At 68.4% G+C, this 22,783-nt stretch carries 20 protein-coding genes and 1 pseudogene; 13 read left to right on the top strand and 8 right to left on the bottom strand.

The features are described from left to right. Nucleotides 1–98: 98 nt before the first annotated feature. From aceE to DCD74_RS09070, 4 genes are all read right to left on the bottom strand, one after another. Nucleotides 99–2,789: a pyruvate dehydrogenase (acetyl-transferring), homodimeric type gene (aceE, locus tag DCD74_RS09055; RefSeq protein WP_112927770.1), complete on the bottom strand. Its 2,691-nt coding sequence runs from the start codon at nucleotides 2,787–2,789 to the stop codon at nucleotides 99–101. A gap of 95 nt (nucleotides 2,790–2,884) precedes the next feature. Next, nucleotides 2,885–3,688, bottom strand: a complete 804-nt coding sequence (locus DCD74_RS09060) for a class I SAM-dependent methyltransferase (protein ID WP_112927025.1) — start codon at nucleotides 3,686–3,688, stop codon at nucleotides 2,885–2,887. Continuing rightward, a complete protein-coding gene (locus tag DCD74_RS09065) occupies nucleotides 3,685–4,713 on the bottom strand; it encodes a glycosyltransferase (RefSeq protein ID WP_112927026.1) in 1,029 nt (342 codons plus the stop codon). Before DCD74_RS09065 ends, DCD74_RS09060 begins: the two co-directional genes overlap by 4 nt. Before the next feature lie 3 nt (nucleotides 4,714–4,716). After that, on the bottom strand, nucleotides 4,717–6,999 hold the full coding sequence (locus tag DCD74_RS09070) for an NADP-dependent malic enzyme (RefSeq protein WP_112927027.1): 2,283 nt from the start codon (nucleotides 6,997–6,999) through the stop codon (nucleotides 4,717–4,719). A gap of 120 nt (nucleotides 7,000–7,119) precedes the next feature. Here DCD74_RS09070 and DCD74_RS09075 point away from each other — a divergent pair, with 120 nt between their 5' ends. Genes DCD74_RS09075 through lipA form a run of 3 tightly spaced genes read left to right on the top strand, consistent with a single transcriptional unit; the run spans nucleotide 7,120 to nucleotide 8,984 of the window. After that, the gene (locus tag DCD74_RS09075) at nucleotides 7,120–7,392 is read left to right on the top strand and encodes a DUF2249 domain-containing protein (RefSeq protein WP_112927771.1); all 273 of its coding nucleotides are present in this window, start codon (nucleotides 7,120–7,122) and stop codon (nucleotides 7,390–7,392) included. After that, nucleotides 7,392–8,003, top strand: coding sequence for an FmdE family protein (locus DCD74_RS09080; RefSeq protein WP_112927028.1), 612 nt, complete (start codon nucleotides 7,392–7,394; stop codon nucleotides 8,001–8,003). Before DCD74_RS09075 ends, DCD74_RS09080 begins: the two co-directional genes overlap by 1 nt. A gap of 3 nt (nucleotides 8,004–8,006) precedes the next feature. Beyond that, a complete protein-coding gene (gene lipA, locus DCD74_RS09085) occupies nucleotides 8,007–8,984 on the top strand; it encodes a lipoyl synthase (RefSeq protein WP_112927029.1) in 978 nt (325 codons plus the stop codon). A gap of 9 nt (nucleotides 8,985–8,993) precedes the next feature. On the opposite strand, the gene DCD74_RS09090 is transcribed toward lipA, so the two are convergent. After that, nucleotides 8,994–10,256, bottom strand: a complete 1,263-nt coding sequence (locus DCD74_RS09090; protein WP_112927030.1) for a flavohemoglobin expression-modulating QEGLA motif protein — start codon at nucleotides 10,254–10,256, stop codon at nucleotides 8,994–8,996. An 18-nt stretch (nucleotides 10,257–10,274) separates the two neighbouring features. Then, nucleotides 10,275–11,353, bottom strand: a pseudogene (rsgA, locus tag DCD74_RS09095) (ribosome small subunit-dependent GTPase A). Nucleotides 11,354–11,467: 114 nt separating this feature from the next. On the opposite strand from rsgA, the gene DCD74_RS09100 reads away from it, so the two are divergent. From DCD74_RS09100 to DCD74_RS09110, 3 genes are read left to right on the top strand one after another with little or no spacing between them, the layout of a single operon-like run. Then, nucleotides 11,468–12,715 (top strand): aminotransferase class I/II-fold pyridoxal phosphate-dependent enzyme, encoded by a 1,248-nt coding sequence (locus DCD74_RS09100; protein WP_112927032.1) that lies wholly within the window; start codon nucleotides 11,468–11,470, stop codon nucleotides 12,713–12,715. 47 nt (nucleotides 12,716–12,762) lie between these two features. Next, a complete protein-coding gene (locus DCD74_RS09105) occupies nucleotides 12,763–13,386 on the top strand; it encodes an SGNH/GDSL hydrolase family protein (RefSeq protein ID WP_112927033.1) in 624 nt (207 codons plus the stop codon). Next, nucleotides 13,383–14,060: a class I SAM-dependent methyltransferase gene (locus DCD74_RS09110; RefSeq protein WP_237049576.1), complete on the top strand. Its 678-nt coding sequence runs from the start codon at nucleotides 13,383–13,385 to the stop codon at nucleotides 14,058–14,060. Before DCD74_RS09105 ends, DCD74_RS09110 begins: the two co-directional genes overlap by 4 nt. A gap of 9 nt (nucleotides 14,061–14,069) precedes the next feature. Here DCD74_RS09110 and DCD74_RS09115 read toward each other — a convergent pair whose 3' ends face one another. Beyond that, nucleotides 14,070–14,846 (bottom strand): polysaccharide deacetylase family protein, encoded by a 777-nt coding sequence (locus DCD74_RS09115; protein WP_112927035.1) that lies wholly within the window; start codon nucleotides 14,844–14,846, stop codon nucleotides 14,070–14,072. 75 nt (nucleotides 14,847–14,921) lie between these two features. Here DCD74_RS09115 and grxD point away from each other — a divergent pair, with 75 nt between their 5' ends. After that, on the top strand, nucleotides 14,922–15,845 hold the full coding sequence (grxD, locus tag DCD74_RS09120) for a Grx4 family monothiol glutaredoxin (protein ID WP_112927036.1): 924 nt from the start codon (nucleotides 14,922–14,924) through the stop codon (nucleotides 15,843–15,845). A gap of 3 nt (nucleotides 15,846–15,848) precedes the next feature. Here the strand turns inward: grxD and DCD74_RS09125 are convergent, their stop codons facing one another. After that, entirely contained in the window at nucleotides 15,849–16,388 is a 540-nt protein-coding gene (locus DCD74_RS09125) for a DUF924 family protein (RefSeq protein ID WP_112927037.1), read from the bottom strand. 139 nt (nucleotides 16,389–16,527) lie between these two features. Between DCD74_RS09125 and DCD74_RS09130 the strand changes: the two genes are divergently transcribed. From DCD74_RS09130 to DCD74_RS09155, 6 genes are all read left to right on the top strand, one after another. Continuing rightward, a complete protein-coding gene (locus tag DCD74_RS09130; protein ID WP_112927038.1) occupies nucleotides 16,528–17,148 on the top strand; it encodes a hypothetical protein in 621 nt (206 codons plus the stop codon). Continuing rightward, on the top strand, nucleotides 17,148–18,437 hold the full coding sequence (locus DCD74_RS09135; protein ID WP_112927039.1) for a hypothetical protein: 1,290 nt from the start codon (nucleotides 17,148–17,150) through the stop codon (nucleotides 18,435–18,437). The genes DCD74_RS09130 and DCD74_RS09135 overlap by 1 nt, the downstream gene beginning before the upstream one ends. Nucleotides 18,438–18,569: 132 nt before the next feature. Further along, nucleotides 18,570–19,976, top strand: a complete 1,407-nt coding sequence (locus DCD74_RS09140; RefSeq protein ID WP_112927040.1) for an amidohydrolase — start codon at nucleotides 18,570–18,572, stop codon at nucleotides 19,974–19,976. Further along, on the top strand, nucleotides 19,973–21,268 hold the full coding sequence (locus DCD74_RS09145) for an amidohydrolase family protein (protein ID WP_112927041.1): 1,296 nt from the start codon (nucleotides 19,973–19,975) through the stop codon (nucleotides 21,266–21,268). Before DCD74_RS09140 ends, DCD74_RS09145 begins: the two co-directional genes overlap by 4 nt. Before the next feature lie 103 nt (nucleotides 21,269–21,371). Beyond that, a complete protein-coding gene (locus tag DCD74_RS09150) occupies nucleotides 21,372–22,316 on the top strand; it encodes a DegV family protein (RefSeq protein ID WP_112927042.1) in 945 nt (314 codons plus the stop codon). Nucleotides 22,317–22,393: 77 nt separating this feature from the next. Next, a complete protein-coding gene (locus tag DCD74_RS09155) occupies nucleotides 22,394–22,729 on the top strand; it encodes a hypothetical protein (RefSeq protein ID WP_112927043.1) in 336 nt (111 codons plus the stop codon). Nucleotides 22,730–22,783 lie beyond the last annotated feature (54 nt).

Below are 22,783 nucleotides of genomic sequence, written 5' to 3' on the forward strand. Positions count from 1 at the left end.
CACGCTTCGTCGATCGTTGATCCTGCATAACGAAAAAAGCGGCCATCGGCCGCTTCTTTCTTCAACATCAATACGCCGGTGTGGCGAGGGATGCGTCCTCACGCCCCCAGCGGATTCGGCTTGTCGCCGACGATGCCCCAAGTCTTGTTGGCACGCGCCACGTCCTTGGCGGTGAGCTTGCCGTCTTCGGCCAGCGCATGCACCGCGGCCTGGGCGATGTGGAAGCGGTCCACCTCGAAGTGGCGGCGCAGGTTGGCGCGGGTGTCGGAGCGGCCAAAGCCATCGGTGCCCAGCGCGACGTAGCGCATCGGCACGAACTCGCGGACCTGGTTGGCGAAGGCGCGCACGTAGTCGGTGGCGGCGATGGCCGGACCGGTGCGGCCATCGAGCAGGCCGGTGACATAGGGCACTCGCTTCTGCTTGGCTTCCGGGTTGAGGCGGTTGAAGCGCACGGCATCCTCGCCTTCGCGCGCGAGTTCGGTGAAGCTCGGGCAGCTCCAGATGTCGGACTTGATGCCGAATTCCGCATCCAGCAGATCCGCCGCCGCGATCGCCTCGCGCAGGATCACGCCACTGCCCATCAGCTGCACGCGCAGCTCGCCCTTCTTCGGCTTGCCGGCATCGCTGAGCAGGTACATGCCCTTGATGATGCCCTCGGCGCTGCCTTCCGGCATGTCGGGGTGGGCGTAGTTCTCGTTCATCAGCGTGAGGTACCAGTACTCGTCGCGCTGTTCGGTCAGCATGCGCTGCATGCCGTGCTGCAGCAGCGTGACCACTTCGTAATGGAAGGTCGGATCGTAGCTGCGGCAGTTGGGGATCAGGCTGGACTGGATCTGGCTCTGGCCGTCCTCGTGCTGCAGGCCTTCGCCGTTGAGCGTGGTGCGGCCCGCCGTCGCGCCCAGCAGGAAGCCGCGCGCGCGCATGTCCGCCGCCTGCCACGCCGCATCGCCGACGCGCTGGAAGCCGAACATCGAGTAGTAGATGTAGAACGGCAGCATCTGCAGGTCATTGGTGCTGTAGCTGGTGGCCGCCGCCATCCACGAGGCGAACGCGCCGGCCTCGGTGATGCCTTCCTCCAGCACCTGGCCCGCCGCGTCTTCGCGGTAGAACATCAGCTGGTCGGCATCCACCGGCTTGTACTTCTGGCCCTGCGGCGCATAGATGCCGAGCTGGCGGAACAGGCCTTCCATGCCGAAGGTGCGCGCCTCGTCGGCGACGATCGGCACGCAGCGCGGGCCCACCTGCTTGTCGCGCAGCACGATCGACAGCGCCTGCACGAAGGCCATGGTGGTGCTGATCTCGCGCTCGCCGGTGGACTTGGTCAGGCGCTCGAAGGCCTCGGGCTTCGGCACTTCCAGCGATTCCTTCGACTTCTGCCGGCGCTGCGGCAGGAAGCCGCCGAGCGCGTTGCGGCGCTCGAGCATGTACTGCACTTCCGGCGAATCCTTGCCGGGATGCAGGAAGGGGATCGCGCCGTCGGCCAGCGCTTCGTCCGGGATATCGAGCTTGAAGCGCTCGCGGAAGATGCGCACCGAGTCGTCATCGAGCTTCTTGGTCTGGTGGGTCGGATTGAGCGCCTCGCCGGCGCTGCCCATGCCGTAGCCCTTGACCGTCTTGGCAAGGATGACCGTCGGCATGCCGGTGGTCTTCACCGCCGCGTCGTAGGCGGCATACACCTTGTGCGGGTCGTGGCCGCCGCGGTTGAGGCGCCAGATGTCCTCGTCGCTCATGTTGGCGACCAGCGCGGCGGTCTCGGGATATTTGCCGAAGAAATGCTCGCGCGTGTACGCACCGCCGAAGGCCTTGCAGTTCTGGTATTCGCCGTCGACGGTTTCCATCATCAGCTTCTTCAGCATGCCGTCGCGGTCCTGCGCCAGCAGCGGATCCCAGTAGCTGCCCCAGACCAGCTTGATGACGTTCCAGCCGGCGCCGCGGAAGTTGCCTTCCAGCTCCTGGATGATCTTGCCGTTGCCGCGCACCGGGCCATCGAGGCGCTGCAGGTTGCAGTTGATGACGAAGACCAGGTTGTCGAGGCCGTAGCGGCCGGCGACCGAGATCGCGCCGAGGCTTTCCGGTTCGTCGGTCTCGCCGTCGCCGAGGAAGCACCAGACCTTGCGGTCGGTCTTCGGCATCAGGCCGCGCGCCTCCAGGTACTTCCAGTGGCGCGCCTGGTAGATGGCGGCCAGCGGGCCGAGGCCCATCGACACGGTCGGCGTCTGCCAGAAATCCGGCATCAGCCATGGGTGCGGATACGAACTGATCCCCTTGCGGTCGACTTCCATGCGGAAGTGATCGAGCTGGGATTCGCTGATGCGGCCTTCCATGAAGGCGCGGGCGTAGATGCCCGGCGAGCTGTGGCCCTGGATGTAGAGCAGGTCACCCGGGTGATTTTCCGAAGGCGCCCGCCAGAAGTGGTTGAAGCCGACGTCGTAGAGCGTGGCCGATGACGCGAAGCTGGCGATGTGGCCGCCCAGGTCGCCCGGCTTGCGGTTGGCGCGGACCACCATCGCCATGGCGTTCCAGCGGATCATCGAGCGGATCCGCCACTCCATGTGCGCATCGCCCGGCGACTTCGGCTCCAGGTGCGCGGGGATGGTGTTGATGTATTCGGTGGTCGGCGCGAACGGCAGGTGGGCACCGGCGCGGCGGGTCAGTTCGACCATGCCTTCCAGCAGCTGGTGGGCGCGCTCCGGACCCTGCACGTCGATCACCGCCTTGATCGATTCGACCCACTCGCGGGTTTCGGCCGGGTCGTTGTCGTTCTGCAGGATTTCGTTGAGCCAGTTCATGGGCGCCGCCATCGGTTTCGTCGTGATGGCCGGGAGTCTAGCAAGCGCTGGCAGACGCCTCCGTACGGAATTATCTTTTTATCCGGCGGATATTCCTACGGTGCGATCTGGCCGGCTTCGTAGGCACGCAACCGCGCCAGCTGGCGGGCCGCATCGGGATGCGCCAGCCCCTTGCGGCTGCCGAGCCACGCCCACTTGGCGGCCCATCCGGGTTTGCGCAGCAGGTAGAGCCAGCGATCGTTGATGCGTTCGGGCGCGAGCACGTGCAGGTTGCGGTCGTTGCTGGACAGGCGCAGCCCCAGCCGCTCGGCCACCACCTCCAGGCTGCGGCGGGTGAAGAAGCCGATGTGCTGCCCTGCTTCCGGCGCCAGGTAATGCCAGCCCATCAACTTGGCGGGATCGGCCGGCTGCAACTCGGTGGAGATCAGCAGGCGCGGCGCCCGCCGGTGCAGGCGTTCGAACTCCGCCATCGGCTCTTCCAGGTGCTCGACCAGCTCGAAGGCGGTGAGCAGGTCGAAGCGGGATTCAGCATCGGCCTCGAAACCGCGCGCCAGCAGGTTTTCGCAGTACTCATCCGACCACCAGGCATCGTGCCCGCGGTCGCGCAGCAGGCGGACGAACAGGCCGCTGCCGCCGCCGTGGTCCAGCACCGTGCGCACATCGCGGAAACTGCTGCCCAGCAACGCGCAGGTGGCATCGCGCAGCCACAGGTTGCGCAACACGATGCCGGTGTCGAGCGCGGTGATCGCCTTGGAATACGCCTCTTCCAGCCAGTGCGGTGACTCCACCCAGGCATAGCCGCATGCGCCGCAGCGCAGGTAGCGCGCGTCATGGCGGCCGAGGATGCGCTGCCGCCCGCATTCGCTGGCGGGCGCTTCACAGATCTTGCAGGCGGTCATCGCGCGCTCCCTTTCGAAGCCGGTTCCAGCAGCGGCAGCAAGGCGGCCTTCAGGCGCTGCGGAAAGCCGGCGTGGTTGTCGAGATACCAGCTGCGTGCGTCGCCACCCATCGCCTCGACGTCGGCATCGCTCATCGCCAGTGTGTGGGCGATGGTCGCTTCCATCGCCGACTCGTCGAAGTAGTACGTCGTGGCCAGTTGCTGCGTGCCGGTGCGCGAAGCCGCGACAAGCAGCCCGCGCCCGGCTTCGACCAGCTCGTTCATCGGGGCCGCATCGGTGGTGATGGCGAGCGCGCCGACACTCATCGCCTCCACCAGGTAATGCCCGAAGCCCTCGGTCTCCGACGGGCACAGGTGGAAGCGGTGTCGGTTCTGCAGCACGCGCAACGCCGCGTCATCCAGATAATCGAGGTGGTAGTCGATGTTGGCGGCATCCACCACCGGCGCCGGATTGCGGCGGTTCTGCACGATGGTCAGGCGCGGCCATTCCGGATGCCGCTGCCAGAGCGACGCCAGCGCGGCGGTGCCCTTGTTGCTGCTGCGGCCGGCGAGGTGGAAGAAGCTGCGCTCGCGCGGCACCGACGCATCCATCCGGTCCTCGCTGGTGAACCCGATCGGGGCCACCGGCCGGCCCAGCCCGGCGAAGATCGCCTCGGCGTGGCGCGTCTTGGTCAGCACCCGGTCGATGCCGGACAGGGCCGCGACATCGCTAGCCTGGCACCACTCCGGGTTGGGCACGAAGCACTGCAGGCGCGCGCTGCCGAATTCCTCCGGGCGCACGTGTTCCAGCATCAGGGACACGTCATGCCGCGGCGCGAGCCCCACAAGCGCACGCAGCGCATGGCGCATCCGCACCAGCGGCGGCCGCAGCCATTTGCGCAGCTTGCCGCGCCCGATCGCGGTGAGGGTGACATCGAAACCGGCCTGGCGCAGCCCGTCTTCCAGCAAGGCCATGTCGCGCGACAGCCCCACGCCGTTGTTCCAGGCGATGACGTTGGCGCGCGGCCGCGACACCGGCGTGGTCATCCCTCAGCCACGCTGCCGGGCGGCACGCAGCTGCGCGTCCACCGCCGCGATCGCGGTCATGTTGACCACGCGCCGCGAGGTGGAGGCCGTGGTCAGGATGTGCGCCGGCTTGTCCAGGCCCATCAGGATCGGGCCGATGGCGACACCGCCGGTCGCCACCCGGATCAGGTTGTAGCCGATGTTGGCGGCGTCCAGGTTGGGCATGACCATCAGGTTGGCGCGACCCTTGAGCGTGGTGGCGGGGAAGATGCGCTTGCGCAGTTCCTCGTCCCAGGCGGTGTCGGCCATCATCTCGCCGTCCATCTCCAGCTTCGGCACCTTGGCCGCGATGATCTCGCGGGCCTTTCGCATCTTCATCGCCGAGGCATCCATGTGGCTGCCGTAGTTGCTGTGCGAGAGCAGCGCGACCTTCGGCTCGATGCCGAACAGCTTGAGCCGCCAGCTGGCCTGCAGCGCGGACTGCGCGATCTGCTCCGGCGACGGATCCACCTGCACATGGGTGTCGGTGAAGAACCAGGTGCCATGGTCGTTGATCACGCCGGTCATGGTCGCGGTGCCGGTCACGCCGGGTTCGAAATCGAACACGCTCAGCAGGTAGCCGAGCTTCTTGTGGAAGCGCCCGACCAGCCCGCAGATCAGCGCGTCGGCTTCGCCGCGTTCGACCATCAGCGCGGCGACCAGCGTCGGCCGCGAGCGGATCAGGTTCTTCGCCGCATCCTCGGTGATGCCCTTGCGCTGGTTGCGCGCGTGATAGGCCTGCCAGTAGTCGTCGAAGCGCGGATCGGCCTGGATGTTGACCAGTTCGAAATCCACGCCGGGCCGCATCCGCAATGCGAGCTTGGCGATGCGCCGCTCGATCACCTCCGGCCGGCCGATGAGCACCGGGAACGCCAGCCGCTCGTCGATCACCGTCTGCACGGCGCGCAGCACGGTGTACTCCTCGCCTTCGGCATAGACCACGCGCTTGATGTCGGCACGGGCGCGTTCGTATACCGGCTTCATCATCAGCCCGGTCTTGTGGACGAACTGGCCGAGCTTCTCCTCGTAGGCGCGCATGTCCTCGATCGGCCGCGCGGCCACGCCGGATTCCATCGCCGCACGCGCCACCGCCGGCGCGATCACGGTGATCAGGCGCGGGTCGAACGGGCGCGGGATCAGGTATTCGGGGCCGAAGCGCGGGATCTCGTTGCCGTAGGCGTTGCCGAGATCGCTGGCTTCCATCCGCGCCAGCTCGGCGATGGCGCGCACGCAGGCGAGCTTCATCGCCTCGTTGATCTCGCGCGCACCGACATCGAGCGCGCCACGGAAGATGTAGGGGAAGCAGAGCGCGTTGTTGACCTGGTTCGGATAGTCGCTGCGGCCGGTGGCGATGATCGCGTCCGGGCGCACCGCCTTGGCGTCCTCCGGCAGGATTTCCGGATAGGGATTCGCCAGCGCCAGGATGACCGGCTTCTCGGCCATCGTCGCGACCATCTCGGCCTTGAGGATGCCGCCCGCCGACAGGCCGAGGAACACGTCCGCGCCTTCCATGATCTCGGCCAGCTCGCGCTTGTTGGTCTCGCGCGCGTAACGGCGCTTGTCGGGGTCCAGGTCGTCGCGGCCGCTGTGGATCACGCCGCCGCGGTCGAAGGCGATGATGTTCTCCGGCTTCATGCCCAGCGCCACCAGCATGTCCAGGCAGGCGATGCCCGCCGCGCCGGCGCCGGTGGTGGCCAGCTTCACCTCTGCGATGTCCTTGCCCGCCACTTCCAGCGCGTTGAGCACCGCCGCGCCGACGATGATCGCGGTGCCGTGCTGGTCGTCGTGGAAGACCGGGATGTTCATCCGCTCGCGCAGCTTGCGCTCGACGATGAAGCACTCCGGCGCCTTGATGTCTTCCAGGTTGATGCCGCCGAAGGTCGGCTCCATCGCCGCGATGATCTCGACCAGCTTGTCCGGGTCGCGTTCCTGCAGTTCGATGTCGAAGACGTCAATGCCGGCGAACTTCTTGAACAGCACGCCCTTGCCTTCCATCACCGGCTTGCCGGCCAGCGGGCCGATGTCGCCCAGGCCCAGCACCGCCGTGCCGTTGGTGATCACCGCCACCAGGTTGCCGCGCGCGGTCATCTCGCTGGCGGCATTGGGGTCCTCGACGATCGCCTCGCAGGCGTAGGCCACGCCCGGCGAATAGGCCAGTGACAGGTCGCGCTGGGTCACCATCGGCTTGGTCGCGCTGACCTGGATCTTGCCCGGCGGATGGTGCCGGTGGTACTCGAGGGCGGCTTTCTTCAGGTCATCCTGCGGCATTGCGCACGTTCCGTGGAACCGGGGCGTTCAATTGTAGCCCCGGCACCCACGCGGCTGATCCACGTCAAGGGCCCGCCCGGATGCGCGGCCTAAGCTGGAAAACCCCGCCCCGTGATCGTGATGAACGCAACCAGCGACCCGCAGTCCACCGTGCCGGACTACACCCCCTATCCCTTCGACGCCCGCGGTATCGCCCGCCGCTTCCGCCACTCCGCCATCTTCGGCGCCCTGGGCGCGCTGCAACCCGGCGAGGCGATGCGCTTCGTCAACGATCACGATCCGCTGCCGCTGCTCGACCAGATGCGCGAGCGCTTCGGCGAGCGCGTCGAAGTGGTCTACCAGCACCGCGAACCCGGCGCGATCATCATCGACTTCATCGTCCGGGCCGCGTGATGGCCTTCCCCGCCTGGTTCGAAAACGCGCCTGCGATGCGCCTGCATGACGGCCTGGCCGAACTGCTCGGCGCCCCCGCCGACGGCATCCTCGATTACCGCTATCCCGATGCGGTGCGGCTGGCCGGCCATTCCTGCCCCACGGTCGCGGGCGCCTATCTCGCCGCCTGCGCGGGGCTCAAGGCCCTGTATGGCGATGCGATGCCCGAGCGTGGCCAGATCGCCGTGACCCTGCCCGATGCCGAGGATGCCGGCGTGACCGGGGTGATCGGCCAGGTGATGACGCTGGTCACCGGCGCCGCGGCGGCCAACGGATTCCACGGCCTCGGCGGCGACCACGTGCGCGCCGGCCTGTTGCGCTATGGCGATGCCGGGGTGAAGGGCGTGCGGATGCAGCGCCGCGACACCGGCGCGATGGTGGAAGTGGATGTCGATGCCTCGACCATCCAGGGCCATCCGAAACAGCGCATGCTGCTGGCCGCCATCGTCCAGGGCCAGGCCGACGATGCCCAGCGGCGCGAATTCGGCGAACTCTGGCAGGACCGCGTGCGCCGCCTGCTCACCGTGCATGCGGATGATCCGGCGGTGGTGACCGTGCGGCGCATCGCCTGAGTGATGGACGACCCCAAGCGCCCCGAATCCGGCAGCCGCTTCACCGACGCGCACGGCATCCGCGCCACGCTCGACGGCATCAAGCCCAACGCCGACAACCAGCGCGACGATGCCGCGCCCAAACCGCCGTGGCTGCGTGTCAAGCTGCCGAGCGGCGCCGCCTACGAGGACGTGCTCGACATCGTCCGTTCGCACCAGCTCAGCACGGTCTGCGCGGAATCCAAATGCCCCAACATCGCCGAATGCTGGGGGCGCGGCACCGCCACGCTGATGCTGATGGGCTCGGTGTGTACGCGCGCCTGCCGCTTCTGCTCGGTCAATACCGGCAATCCCAACGGCTGGCTCGACCCGCTGGAGCCGCTGAAAGTGGCCGATGCGGTCGCGTTGATGGGCCTGAAATACGTGGTGCTGACCTCGGTCGACCGCGATGACCTGCCCGATGGCGGCGCCGGCCATTACGCCGCCTGCATCCAGGCCATCCACCAGCGCTGCCGGGATACCGCGGTCGAAGCGCTGACGCCCGATTTCGCCGGCAACACCGCGTGCGTGGCCACCGTGCTCGATGCCGGGCTGGACACCTTCGCGCAGAACATAGAAACGGTGGAACGCCTGACCCACGAAGTGCGCGACCCGCGCGCCGGCTACCGGCAGACGCTGGACGTGCTCGCCTTCGCCAAACGGCACGCGCCGCAAACGATCACCAAGACCAGCCTGATGCTGGGGCTGGGCGAAACCGATGCGGAAATCGAACAGGCGATGGACGACATCCGCGCGGCGGACGTGGATGTCATCACCTTCGGCCAATACATGCGGCCCACGCGCAACCACCTGCCGGTGCAGCGCTTCGTGACGCCGGAGGAATTCGCGCGTTACCGCGACCTGGGCCTGGCGCGCGGCTTCATGGAGGTGGTGTCGGGGCCGCTGGTGCGTTCCAGCTATCGCGCCGAACGCGTCAGGGAGCGCAACAACGCCGGCCTGTAGGCAGGCCGCTCAGACGTCGTGCAGCACCAGCTGGTCGGAGATCTGGTCGAGGCGGATGCGGTTGGCGAACAGCGAGAACGCCAGCATCCCGGCCAGCCCGTTGGCACGGGCGGCCCAGCGCGGCAGCCAGCGCGGCGGGCTGAGCACGCCGGCATCGAACAGCGGCTCGAAGCGCTGCACGTCCTCGATGGTCATCTTGCCGGCGAACAGCAGGCGGCACAGGCGCAGCCGGTCCTGCCGCAGCGACCAGCGGAAGAAGGTGTGCACGCCGACCAGCCCGCGCAGGTAGACGGTGTCCTTGGTGAACGCCGCGCCGCCGGTCGTCGGCACGCCCCGGAACACCCGCTGCGCCGAGGCGAAGCTCTCGGTCTCGCTCTGCCCGCCGGTCTCCATGAAGTAGCGGAAGATCTCGACGAAATCGGCGCCTTCCAGCGCGCGCGCGACCGCCTCGATGCGCAGGCTCACCCGCTTCATCCGTTCGATGTCGGTGGAACCGGTGATCTGCTCGGCGAAAGTGGCCAGGCCTTCCTGCGTCGCGGTGGTGCGCGGCGACGGCAGCTCCATGCTCTTCAGCACCGGCTGCAGCCGGCCGTTCAACGCGGTCAGCGAATGCACGAAGGCCTCGTGCTGCAGCAGCTGGTCGCGGTCGTAGTCGGTGAAGCTGGCGCCCTGGCGCAGGCGGATGCGGGTCGCGCCGGCCGCCGCCTTGGCGATCATCTCCGGGTCCAGCTCCACGGTGATCATGCGCTGGTCGAAGAAGTCATCCAGCGCCTGCTGCAACTGCAACTGCAGCGCGGTGGCCGAGATCGGCACGGTCTCCGCCGGCGACAGCAGCTCGTGGTCCAGTTCGCTGGCGATGGTGATGAAGTGCCGCGCCGCCTCGCGGGTGGTCGGGCCGTCACCGGGCAGGCATTCGTCGGGCCTGCCGTAGAGGCGGATCGAATGTGCGGCGACTTCGTTGGTGCCGAGCGATTCCAGCATCTGCGCGGCCACATACCAGCTGCGCGCGGACTCGACCAGATACAGGCCGAGCGGATGCGCCGGGTCGGCGGCCCGCGCCACTTCGTCCAGCTCGCGGCGGGCGTCGGAGAAATCGTGTTTCGGGTAGTCGATGACCGGGTTCTGCGGATTGCCGGCACGCCAGCCTTCCAGGAACGGCTGCTGGAAGCGCGCCGGCCAGCTCATCAGGCTGAGGATGCGCAGGGACCGCGCGGCCTTGACCATGCGCGCGTCCAGCTCGGCGTAGCGGGCGATGTCGCTGCTGTCGCCCATCAATGCCGACCGTACTTGTCATCCAGCCGGCGATGCAAGGCGCGCGTCTGCACCTTGGCCTCGCCCTTCCTGGCCTGCCGCGCTTCCAGCACCTGCGCCGCGGCGGCCAGTTCGTCGCGCAGTTTCAGGTAGTTGGCGAAGCGGCCGGCATCCAGTTCGCCGCGCTCCACCGCCTCGCGCAACGCGCAGCCGGGTTCCTTCTCGTGGCGGCAGTCGCGGAAGCGGCATTGCGCGGCCAGCGTCTCCACGTCGGCGAAGGCGGCGGCATCGAGCTGCTCCTCGCCGGTGGGCTTGAGTTCGCGCATCCCCGGCGTGTCGATCAGACACGCCCCCTGCGGCAGCGGAATCAGTGCGCGATGGGTGGTGGTGTGACGACCGCGCGCATCGTGTTCGCGCACCGCCGCCGTCTTCATCTTCTGCGTGCCGAGCAGGGTATTGCTGAGCGTGGATTTGCCCGCGCCGGACGAGCCCACCAGCACCACCGTGCGCCCCGCGCCCAGCCACGGATCGAGCGCGGGCACGCTGTCGGGTTCACGCGCGTTGACGCTGCGCACCGCGATGCCCTGTTCGGCGAGGAAGGCGAGCGTGGCGACCGCGCCCGGCGCATCCAGCGCGATGTCCTGCTTGGTCAGCACCACCACCGGCTGCACACCGCCGCCCTGCATCAACAGCAGGTAGCGCTCGATGCGGCGCGGATTGAAGTCCGCGTCCAATCCGGTGACCACGAAGGCGGTATCGACGTTGGCGGCGATCAGCTGCTGCTTGTAATGCTCGCCGGCGGCGGCGCGCTTGATCACCGACAACCGCGGCAGCAGCGCAACGATCCGCCACTTGCCGGACTCGCCTTCCACCAGCACCCAGTCACCGACCGCCGCGCGTTCGGACGGGTCGCAGCGCGGGCGCATCCAGTCGGGAAGCGACTCGGCCGGTTCCGCCTCGTCCATCGACTGCGCCACCACATAGCCGGAGCGGTGCTGCTCGACCACCCGCGCCGGGCGGGCATCGGGGAAGGTGGCGAAGACGGCTTCCCAACCCGCCGGCCAGGCTTGGCGCGCCGGCCAGCCAATCCGCTCCAGGGCGGTGATGTCGAAGTTCAAGCGGCGCGGGCATGGGCGGTCATGCCCGGATTCTAATGAAGTGACTGCCGCCGCGCGGCGTGAATGCGCGCTTTGCGCTACGCTCGCGGCTCGTTTTTCCATGCCCGCATCGCCATGTCATCGCCCAGCCTCGCCACCCGCCACCGCCTGTCCGAAGTCCGTTACGAAATCCGCGGGGAACTGGCCCGACGCGCACGCGAACTGGAAATGCAGGGCCGCACGCTGATCAAGCTCAATATCGGCAACCCGGGCGCGTTCGGTTTCCGGGCGCCGGAGCACCTGCAACGCGCCATCGCCGACCGCATCGACGCCACCGATCCCTACACCCACCAGCAGGGCCTGCCGGACGCGCGCGAAGCCATCGCCGAATTCCATCGCGAACGTGGCACGCCGAACGCTTCGCCGGAGCGCGTGTTCGTCGGCAACGGCGTCAGCGAACTGATCGACATCGCACTCCGCGCCCTGCTCAATCCCGGCGACGAAGTGCTGCTGCCTTCGCCCGACTACCCGCTGTGGTCGGCCGCCACCATCCTCAACGATGGACGCCCGGTCTATTACCAGTGCCGCCCGGAAAACGGCTTCCTGCCCGACCCGGAGGAAATCGAGAAACTGGTCTCAAGCCGCACCCGCGCCCTGGTGCTGATCAACCCCAACAACCCGACCGGCGCCAGCTATCCGCGCGAACTGCTGGAGCGCATCGTCGCCATCGCCCGCAAGTACCGGCTGGTGCTGATGGCGGACGAGATCTACGACCACATCCTGTATGACGATGCCGTGTTCCAGCCGCTCGCGCCGCTGGCCGGCGACCTGCCCTGCCTGTCGTTCGGCGGCCTGTCCAAGGTGCATCGCGCCTGCGGCTGGCGCGTCGGCTGGGCGATGCTGTCCGGCGACCCGACGGTGATCGGCCCCTACCACCACGCACTCGACCTGCTCGGCGCGCTGCGCCTGTGCGCCAACGTGCCGGGGCAGTTCGCGATCCGCGCCGCGCTGCACGGCGGCGATACGGTCGGTGCGCTGACCGCGCCGGGCGGCCGGCTGTACGAAACGCGCCGCGCCCTGATCGAATGCTGCGAAGCCAGCCCGCACCTGTCACTGGTCGCGCCGCAGGCTGCGCTGTACGGCTTCCCGCGCGTGGTGGGCGAAGCGGCCGTCGGTTTCGACGACCACGCCTTCGCGCTGGAACTCATGGAAACCGAGGGCGTGCTGATCGTGCCGGGCTCCAGCTTCAACGTGCCCTACCGCGACCATTTCCGCGTCACCCTGCTGCCGGAAGCCGATGTGTTGCGCGATGTGTTCGCGCGCATCGACCGCGTGCTGGAACGGCGCGTCGCCGCCGCGGACCGGCAGAGCGCAAGCGCCTGACGCATCCGCGTGGTACACCCGGTGTCGCCACCACAGGAGAGGTTTCGATGACGACGCTCGGCTATCTCGCGCTCGGCGACAGCTACACCATCGGCGAAGGCGTGGACGAAGGCGGCCGCTGGCCGGTGCAGCTCGCCGCCGCGCTGCGCCAGCTGCAGGTGCCGTTGCGCGACCCGCGCATCATCGCCACCACCGGCTGGACCACCGACGAACTCGACCACGCGCTGGATGCGGCGGCGCTGACCGATCGCGCGTGGGATTTCGTGACCCTGCTGATCGGCGTCAACGACCAGTACCGGCACCGCCCGCTGCCCGAGTTCGCGACCGGCTTCGATGCGCTGTTCCACCGCGCCGAACTGCTGTCGAAGCGCGGCGCGGACGGCGTCGTGGTGCTGTCGATCCCGGACTGGGGCGTGACCCCGTTCGCGGCGAAGGAAGGCCGCGACGCCGCGCAGATCGCGCACGAACTCGACGCCTACAACGCCCACGCCCGCACGCTGTGCGAGGCGCACGGCGTGCGTTTCGTCGATGTCACCACCGCCAGCCGCACGCTCGGTGCAGGCAACGGCATGCTGGTCGATGACGGCCTGCACCCTTCCGCCACCCAGTACGCGGAATGGACGCGGCTGGCTATGCCCGCTGCCCGTGCCGCACTGGACGGCGCACGGTGAAAGCCGGAACGCGCGCCATCGCGCGCGCCTTCCTGGATCCGGCGCGTCCGTTCGACCGCTATCTCTACTACTACGCGGCGGGCAAGCTCGGCAGCGATCCGGTCTATCGCGGCACGCTGCAGGCGTTGGCCGGCAGCGACGCGCCGGTGCTCGATGTCGGCTGCGGCATCGGCCTGCTGCTGCACGCGCTGCGTGGCGACGGCCGCGACATCGGCTACCACGGCATCGACCTGGATGCGGACAAGATCGAGCGCGCCCGGCGGGCGGCATCGCGCGCGGGTCTGGTGGATGCGCGTTTCCAGGCCGTTGACATCGCCCGGGGATTGCCCGCGCACCACGGCTCCGTCGCCATCCTCGACGTGCTGCAGTACCTGCCTGCCGCCGCGCAGGAAGACGTGCTCGCCACCTGCGTGCGTATGCTGGCGCCCGGCGCGCGGCTGGTCATCCGCACCGGCCTGCGCGATGAAGGCGCCCGCAGCCGCTTCACCCGCATCGCCGATTTTTTCGGCCACCACGCCGGCTGGATGAAAGCCACGCCGAAGCACTTCCCGACGCGTGACTGGTTCGAGTCGCAGCTGGCGGCGACGGGCCTGCAATCAAGCTTCACGCCGCTGTATGGCCGCACGCCGTTCAACAACTGGCTGGTGGTCGCCGAACACCGCAGCGCCGGCTGAGGCCGCGCTTCAGACCGGCGGCAGTTCCGCCCGCAGGCCGCGCGCCTCCAGAATCGCCAGCACGCGCCGCATCACTTCGACATGGCGGCCATCGGCGCCGCCCTCGTGCAGCAGGATGATCGCGCCGGGCCTCAGGTTTTTCTCGATGCGTGCCACCACCGCATCGGCCGGGCGGCCCACGCCATCGAAACCACGCACGCTCCACGCCACCCGCGCCAGGCCGAGATCGCGCAGCGGCGCGTGGACGAAGGGATTGCTCATCCCCACCACCGCGCGGAACCAGCGTGGCGGCCGACCCGCCAGCGCGGCGAGCGTGTGCTGCGCCTCGGTGATTTCGCGGCGCATCGCACGCGGGCCGAGCGCCCAGAACCAGGCCTGCGGATGGCTGTCGCTGTGGTTGCCGATGTCGTGGCCGCGGCGGACGATTTCGCGCACCAGTTGCGGGTGCTGCGCGGCACGTTGCGCGACCAGGAAGAAGGTCGCCTTGGCGGCGTGCGCATCGAGCAGGTCGAGCAGCGCGCCGGTGTCATCCGAAGGCCCGTCGTCGATGGTCAGCCAGACGCGCGGCGCCGTGCCCGGCAGCCGGTTCAGCACCGGACCGTAGAGCCGCGAGTACGGCCACAGCACGCCCCAGACCAAGAACGCATGCGTGAGCAGCATCAAAGGCAGGCCGATGCGCCATCCCCCCTGCCACCACGCCAGCGCCACCAGCAGCTGGCTGAGGATCAGCCACGCCCAGCCGCGTCGCGGATGCGTGGGTGGGCGATGGAGCGCGGCATCGTGCATCGACCGATGATGCCACGGGGTATCGGGGGTCGAGGCGTAGAATCGGCGCATCGCAAAGGCCACCGGAGTGCCGCCATGTCCCTTGATCCCGCGCTGCGCCAGCGCATCGCCGACCTGCTTGCGGCGAACCACGTCGTGTTGTTCATGAAGGGCCAGCCGGACGCGCCGCAATGCGGCTTCTCGGCGCAGGCCGCGGGCACGCTGCAGGGCCTGGGCGTGCCGTTCGCGCATGTCGATGTGCTGTCGGACCCGGAGATCCGCGAAGGCATCAAGCGCTACGGCGACTGGCCGACCATCCCGCAGCTCTACATCGGCGGCGAACTGGTCGGCGGCAGCGACATCATCTTGCAGATGGCCGGCAGCGGTGAACTGCAGCAGGTGCTGGGCCTGCCGCCGCCGGACCGCACGCCGCCGCAGGTGACGGTGACGCCCGCCGCGCAGGCCATGCTCAAGCGCGCCATCGACGATGCCGGTGGCGAGATGGTGGTGGAAATCGCCATCGACCCGAAATTCCGCACCCGCCTGCACCTGGTCCAGCCCGACGACAACGCGGTGCAGGTGGAAGCCGATGGCGTGGTCCTGCAGTTCCCGGTCGCCGACCTGCGCCGCGCCGATGGCCTGACGCTGGATTTCGCCGATGACGCGCGCGGCAAGGGCCTCATCATCGACAACCCGAACGCGCCGAAGCAGGTCCGCGACATCGGCCCCGCCGAAGCCGCCGAACGCGTGCGCGCCGGCACGCTGACCTTGGTCGATGTGCGCCCGCTGGCCGAACGCGCGCAGGCCGAAGCGCCGGTGCCCTACCTGCACATGGACGACGGCATCGCCGCGCTGGAAGCCCTCGACCACGCCACGCCGATCGCCTTCCTCTGCCACGCCGGTGGCCGCAGCGCGCAGGCCGCCGAGCACTTCCGCCAACTCGGCTTCAGCCAGATTTTCAATGTGGTCGGCGGCATCCATGCCTGGTCCGACATCGACGCCTCGGTGCCGCGTTACTGAGGCCTAGAAGCCGCCGCCCGCATCCAGCCAGGCCAGTTCGTCCGGCGTGCTGCTGCGCCCGAGCGCGGCATTGCGATGCGGGAAGCGGCCGAAGCGCTCGATCACCTCGCGGTGCCTGAGCGCGTAGTCGTACATCACGGCGTCGCCGAGGGTGGCGAACAGTTCCACCGAACGATGCTGGTCGGCCATCGCCTCCGAATGCTCGAAGGGCAGGTAGAAGAAGCCGCGCAGGCCGGGCTCGCATTCGCCATCCAGCCCGGCGGCGACCGCCTCGCGCGCATGGCGACGGGCGAGGCCATCGGTGGCGAAAGCGTGTCCGCTGCCGCGCCAGATGTTGCGCGGGATCTGGTCGAGCAGCAGCAACAGCGCCAGCGCGCTGTCCGCATCCGCCATCCAATCCGCATGTTCGCCACGCGCGGCGGCGAGGTGCGCGGCTTCGAATCGCTGCCGGCATTCATCGTCGAAGGCGATGCCGCCACGGAACCATTTCGAAGGCCCGGCATCGCGCCAGAAGGTCAGGAGATCGGCGGCGGTAGGGTGCATCGGCGGGCTCCGTGGGTCCGAAGCCACCGAGTCTAGTGACAAGGGAGGGCATGACCGCCGGAGTTGCCGGGCGCCGCAAACAGGTTCTACGATCCTGATCACGCGCCTGGACGCGGCGTCAAATCAACAGGGGACCATCATGGACAACAGCTTCACCTCGCGTTTCGAACGCGGGGTTCTCTTCCGCATCGCGCGTTTCGTGGCCTTCAGCCTGTGTTTCCTGCTCTTCCTGAGCCTGGTGGGCGGCGGCCTTTACCTCGCCACCACTGCATTCGGCAAGAGCATCGAGCGCCAGACGCCGACGGAGCTGGTGGACCAGATGAGCGGTGTCAGCAAGCCCGATCCGTCGGCCCCAACCGATGGCAATGAAATCGAAGACACGCCACCGCTGCTGAAGGGCATCAAGCTGCCGGCTGATCTGCAGGAACTCTTCACCAATGCGCAGAACCAGCGCTGGCTGGCGGGACGCCTGGAGGATCTGCCCGAGGAACAGCGCCAGCAATGCATCGATGGCATGGCCGAGGCGGTGAGGATCGCGCGCGAAAAGCAGATGCAGGATGGCCCGGTCGTCGAATCGTGGATGGCCACTTGCCATGATTACGCCGCCAAGAAGACCCTCGCCGAGGCCGCTAACAAGATGACGCGCCTCTACGTGGCGGGCGCACTGGTTTCGCTGCTGATGCTTATCGCGCTCTTCAGCCTGGTCCTGGTGCTGCTGGCGATCGAACGCAACACCCGGCCTGCCCAGGCGGCCCCGTGATGAAGCCCGCATACATCGTCATTTCGCTGGGCCTTGTCGCGCTGCTGGCGGGCTGCAAGGGCGACAAGACCGACAACGCGGCCATGCCTGCAGGCTACGAGGAAGTGGATGCCGCCTTCGGCATCCGCACCGGCGGCATCGTGACCAAGGGCGGCATGTCGCAGGCGCCGGTCGTGGAATTCCGCAAGGGCGGCAGCTATGCCCTGTATCCGCTCGTGACGGACTGCCACGGCCAGGTCGAGCGCGGCAGCGGCACGCTGTTCGCCAAGGACGGAACGATCGAAGACCAGCTTCCGGCCGAATCCGGGCTCAGCCTGGCATCGCATCCGCAGTACAAGGCCGTGGTGGACCGGTTGTGCGCCTCGGTCGCGGAAGCCCGCGCACTGCCCGATCCATTCAGCCCGCGCCAGGCGATCGCCATGCTCTACGGCGACGTCGACAACAATGGCGAAGCCGCATGGCCAACCCATATCGACAACGAGGACGTGACCTTACGCGTGTCCTCGCGCGCATCGGGGGAGTTCAACGAAGGCGGCGTGCGCAAACAGTACCTGGTCATCGGCAGCCGCAACCCGGAATGCGAGGCGCATGCATGCGGGGGCGGCATCGTTGGCATGGCCAGTTTTGTGTTCGACAAGGGCAAGTGGCAACTGGAGTCGCATGAACCCCAGTTGGCGATGGCCGGGCAATACGGCACTGCACCGCCTACGGAGGCCATTACGCAATTGGCCGGCAAGGGACAACCCCCGCTGTTGCTTCTGGATGGCGCATGCTTCGGCAATGGCGGTTATTGCGAAACAAGCGGCGTCCTGATTGCGCGCGCGGGCAACCGCTTCCAACGCGCATGGGAAGGCAGCCTGTCGAACGACACGTCCGCCTCGCCGGAGTGCGAATCGCAGGGACATTGCACCCGCTGGGATGCCCGCTTCGACTTCAAACCTGCCACCGGCAAGACGCCCGCCGCCTTGGTCATGAAGCGCACGGGCGAAGAGTGGGATGAAGAGGCGGGTGGTCTGTTCACCATCGACGAGACGATCAGCTACCAACTCAATGCCGCGACCGGCGAATTGCTTGAATCCTCACGCGAGGGCGGCCGCACGCCGAAGGAGATGCCGGCAGCCTCAACCACCGAAGGCGAGGCCACGCCGACCGACCCGGGAACCAGCGAGACACCAGCCGAATCAAGCTCGATGGTGAACCGGGCGCGTACCTACCGCAGTGCCGCCGATGCAGCAGCAGAGGCTGCAGATGCCGCGGCCCAAGCGGCAGCGGCCGCGGCAGGTCGCTGAGGCGGTCCGGGCGTGCCGGACCCCGTTGTGGCCAACACGCTCTGCATCGTGGATTTCCTAGCCCCGACTTCCGGCAGGCTTGGCAGCCCACCCGCCAGCGGCTAGGTTGGCGCTTCCACCGGGGAAGCCGACATGCACAAGATCCTTCCAGCCGCCTGCGCGGCCCTGCTGCTGGCCGCCTGCGCCAGCACCAAGCCCGCGCCGCGCGCCGATGTCGCGGATGCACCGAAGAAGCCGCTGTTCACCGACGACCCCTACCCCAGCACCTACGCGCGCATCGCGTCCGCGCCGGTGCTGATCAGCGGCGCGACGGTGCTGACCGGCACCGGCTCGCGGCTGGACAACGCCGATGTCTTGATGCGCGAAGGCCGCATCGTCGCGGTCGGCAACGCGCTCGATGCGCCGGCTGACGCGGTGCGCGTCGATGGCCGAGGCAAGTGGGTGACGCCCGGCGTCATCGATGTCCACTCGCACCTGGGCGTGTATCCCAGCCCGGCGGCGTCCGCGCACAGCGACGGCAACGAAGCCACCTCCCCCGTCACCGCGCAGGTCTGGGCCGAGCATTCCATCTGGCCGCAGGACCCGGGCTTCGCCGCCGCGCTGGCCGGCGGCGTGACCAGCCTGCAGATCCTGCCGGGCTCGGCCAATCTCATCGGCGGCCGCGGCGTCACGATCAAGAACACCTACGCCACCACCTACCAGGCGATGAAATTCCCCGGCGCGCCCTGGGGCCTGAAGATGGCCTGCGGCGAGAATCCCAAGCGTGTCTATGGCGGCAAGGGCGGGCCCTCGACGCGGATGGGCAACATCGCCGGCTTCCGCGCCGCCTTCACCGACGCCTCCGACTACATGCGCAAACGCAAGTCCGCGCAGGACTCCAACAAGGACAGCGGCGGCAAGCGCGACCTCAAGATGGACACGCTGGCCGGCGCGATAAACGGCGACATCCGCGTGCACATCCACTGCTACCGCGCCGACGAGATGGCGATCATGATGGACCTGGCGAAGGAGTTCGGCTTCCGCATCTCCGCCTTCCACCACGGCGTGGAGGCCTACAAGGTCGCCGACCGGCTGGCCGAAAACGGCATCTGCGGCGCGCTCTGGGCCGACTGGTGGGGCTTCAAGATGGAGTCGTTCGACGGCATCCAGGAAAACATCCTGCTGGTCGACCGGGCGAAGAACGGCTGCGCGATCGTCCACAGCGATTCCGGCGAAGGCATCCAGCGCCTCAACCAGGAGGCGGCCAAGGTGATGGCGAATGGAAGGCGCATCGGCATCGACACCCCACCTGAGCACGCGATCCGCTGGATCACCCTCAACCCGGCGCGGGCGATGGGCATCGACGCCATGACCGGCTCGCTGGAGCCCGGCAAGATGGCCGATGTGGTGATGTGGAACGGCAACCCGTTCTCCAGCTACGCGCAGGCCGAGCAGGTGTATGTGGATGGCGCGAAGCTGTACGACCGCCGCGATCCGCGCCTGCAGCCCAAGTCCGATTTCATGCTCGGCCAGGACCTGATGCAGGGAGAAGCGAAATGAGCCGTCCGATGTCGATGGGCGCCGCCCTGATGGGCCTGGTCGCCGCGCTGTCCCTCGTCGCGCCCGATGCCCAGGCGCAGGACGTGCTGATCCGCAACGCCACCGTGCACACCGCCACCGCGCGCGGCACGCTGCAGGCCGCCGACGTGCTGGTGAGGAACGGGCGCATCGCGGCGGTCGGGCCGGGCCTCGCCGCCGGCAACGCGCCGGTGGTGGATGCGCAGGGCCGGCCGCTGACGCCCGCGCTGTTCGCCGGCATCAACGATATCGGCGCGGAGGAAGTGAGCGGCGAATCCGCCACCGTCGACAGCCATGTCGCGCTCGGCAACGGCGCCAAGGACATGCAGGTGCGCCCGGAGTTCGATGTCACCGATGCCTATAACCCGGAGTCGGTGCTGATCCCGGTGGCGCGCGTCGAGGGCTACGGCTGGGCGCTGCTCGCCGCCAACCCGACCTCCGGCGGCTCCTTCATCGGTGGACAGGGCGGCGTGGTGCGTTTCGACGGCAGCCTGGATCCGATCGGCCCGCGCGTGCTGTTCGTGACGCTGGGCGCGGATGGCGCCAACCTCACCGGCGGTTCGCGTGCTGGCCAGTGGATGATCCTCGACCAGTTGATCGATGAAGTGCGCGGCCGCATCGCACCGGATTCGCAGTTCGCCCTGCTCACCCCGGCCGGCCGCGCCACGCTGGCGAAATACTTCGGCGGCGGTGGCCGCGTTGCGGTGACTGTGCAGCGCGCATCGGACATCCGCCGCCTGCTGCGCTGGGCGAAGGCGCGCAACGTGCGCATCGCCATCATCGGTGCCAGCGAGGGCTGGAAGGTCGCCCGCGACATCGCCGCCGCCCGGGTACCGGTGTTCGTCGACGAGCTGGCCAACCTCCCGGCCGACTTCGACCAGATCGGCGCGACGCTGGAAAACGCCGCCCGCCTGCGTGCCGCCGGGGTGGAGGTCGGCTTCTACATGAGCGGCGACGCCTCGCATTACGCGCGCAAGCTGCGCCAGCTGGCCGGCAACGCGGTCGCCAACGGCCTGCCCTGGGAAGACGCGCTGGCCGGACTGACCCGCGTGCCCGCGCAGGCCTTCGGCGTGGGCGGCGAGGTGGGCGCGATCGCGGTCGGCCAGCGCGCCGACCTCGCGCTGTGGACCGGCGATCCGCTCGATGTCGCCCAGACCGCCACCCAGGTGTGGATGGGCGGGCGCGCGGTGGAGATGAAGTCGCGGCAGACCGAGCTGCGCGACCGCTACCTGCACCGCCAGGAGTCGGCGCTGCCGCCCGCGTACTCGCGCTGAACAGGCACTGGCGCAACTGAGCGTTCCGCCGTGCGCTCGCGGCGGCGGGCGCTTTCGCTTACCCTTCAGGAATTCATTTGACCGCTCGGTCCGGGGGGAAGCGATGCGCATTGGCTTGGTGGTGGACGCGGGCTGCGATCTGCCGGATGAAATGATCGAGGCTGAAAACGTGGTGGTGTTGCCGATCGCGGTGCGCATCGGCGAGCACATCACCAACGACACCCGCAACTCCGATGTCACCCGGCAGTTCCTCGAAAGCGAGATCGCCAAGGACGCGGCCGAGGCGGAGACCATCCCCTATACCGTCGAGCAGATCCGCGAGCTGTTCCTGAGCCGGCTGGTGCACGAGTACGACTACGTGTTCTGCCAGACCATCGCATCGACCCGCAGCCCGATCTACGAGCGCGCGGTGCAGGCGAGCTTCGGCATCCTCAACGACTACCACGCCATCCGCGAGGCCGGCGGCAACAAGACCCCGTTCGCGCTGCGCGTGCAGGACACCGGCAACCTGTTCTCCGGGCAGGCGCTGATCGCGTGGGACACGCTGCGCCAACGCCGCGAAGGCGAGAACCCGATGCGTATCCGCACCCGCCTTGAGCGCGTGGCCAATGCGACCCAGGGCTTCCTGATCACGCCCGACCTCTACTACGTCCGCAACCGTGGCCGCGCCAAGGGCGACCGCAGCGTGGGCCTGGTCAGCGCGATGCTCGGCACCGCGCTCGACGTCAAGCCTATCCTGCACGCCAACAAGGGCGTCACCGGCCCCGTGGCCAAGGTGCGCGGCTACGAGAACGCGGCGGAAAAGCTGTTCCAGACCCTGATGCTCAACATCCGCGGCGGACTGCTGGTCAACGCGGTCTGCCTGAGCTACGGCGGCGAGCTGGACGACATGCGCAACCTGCCGGGCTACAGCGCGCTGGTGGCGACCTGCCGCGAACACGGCGTGGAGCTGATCGAAGCGATCGCCAGCCTGACCAGCGTCATCAACATCGGCAAGGGGATGCTGGCCGCGGCCTACTGCAAGGAAGGTCCGCTGCAACTGGCCTGACGGCGCCTTCGCGGGCCCGCGCTATCCTTCCTGCATGCGGCGCCATCGGGGCGCCCACCCGCCACGGAGCAACATCCATGCGTTATTACCTGACCCTTCCCGATCCGGATAAGGCACGCGTCGGCGGCGATTTCGGCTTCCACTCGCACGGTGCCGCCGGTTTCGCCGAAGAGCTGCAGGCCGCCCTGCGCGAGGGCACGTTGTTCTCCAAGTGGCTGGCCACGCAGGACGAACCGGATGATGTCGATCCCGCGCTGGGCGCGACCGATCCCGATGCCGTCGTCACCGGCGAGATGCACGACCTGCATGTCGATCTCGAAGCGGTGACCCGCCTTTCCGGCGATGTGCTCAAGCACCGCCTGCGCCTGCTGGCCGGCTCCAACTGGCAGCTCAAGGACGTCGCCGCCGCCTGAGCGGCGCGTTCACCACGCGCTTCCCGGCAGGCGCGCAGGCTGGCGGCATCCCCC

Source organism: Lysobacter oculi, assembly GCF_003293695.1.
GTDB classification, from domain to species: Bacteria; Pseudomonadota; Gammaproteobacteria; order Xanthomonadales; family Xanthomonadaceae; genus Solilutibacter; species Solilutibacter oculi.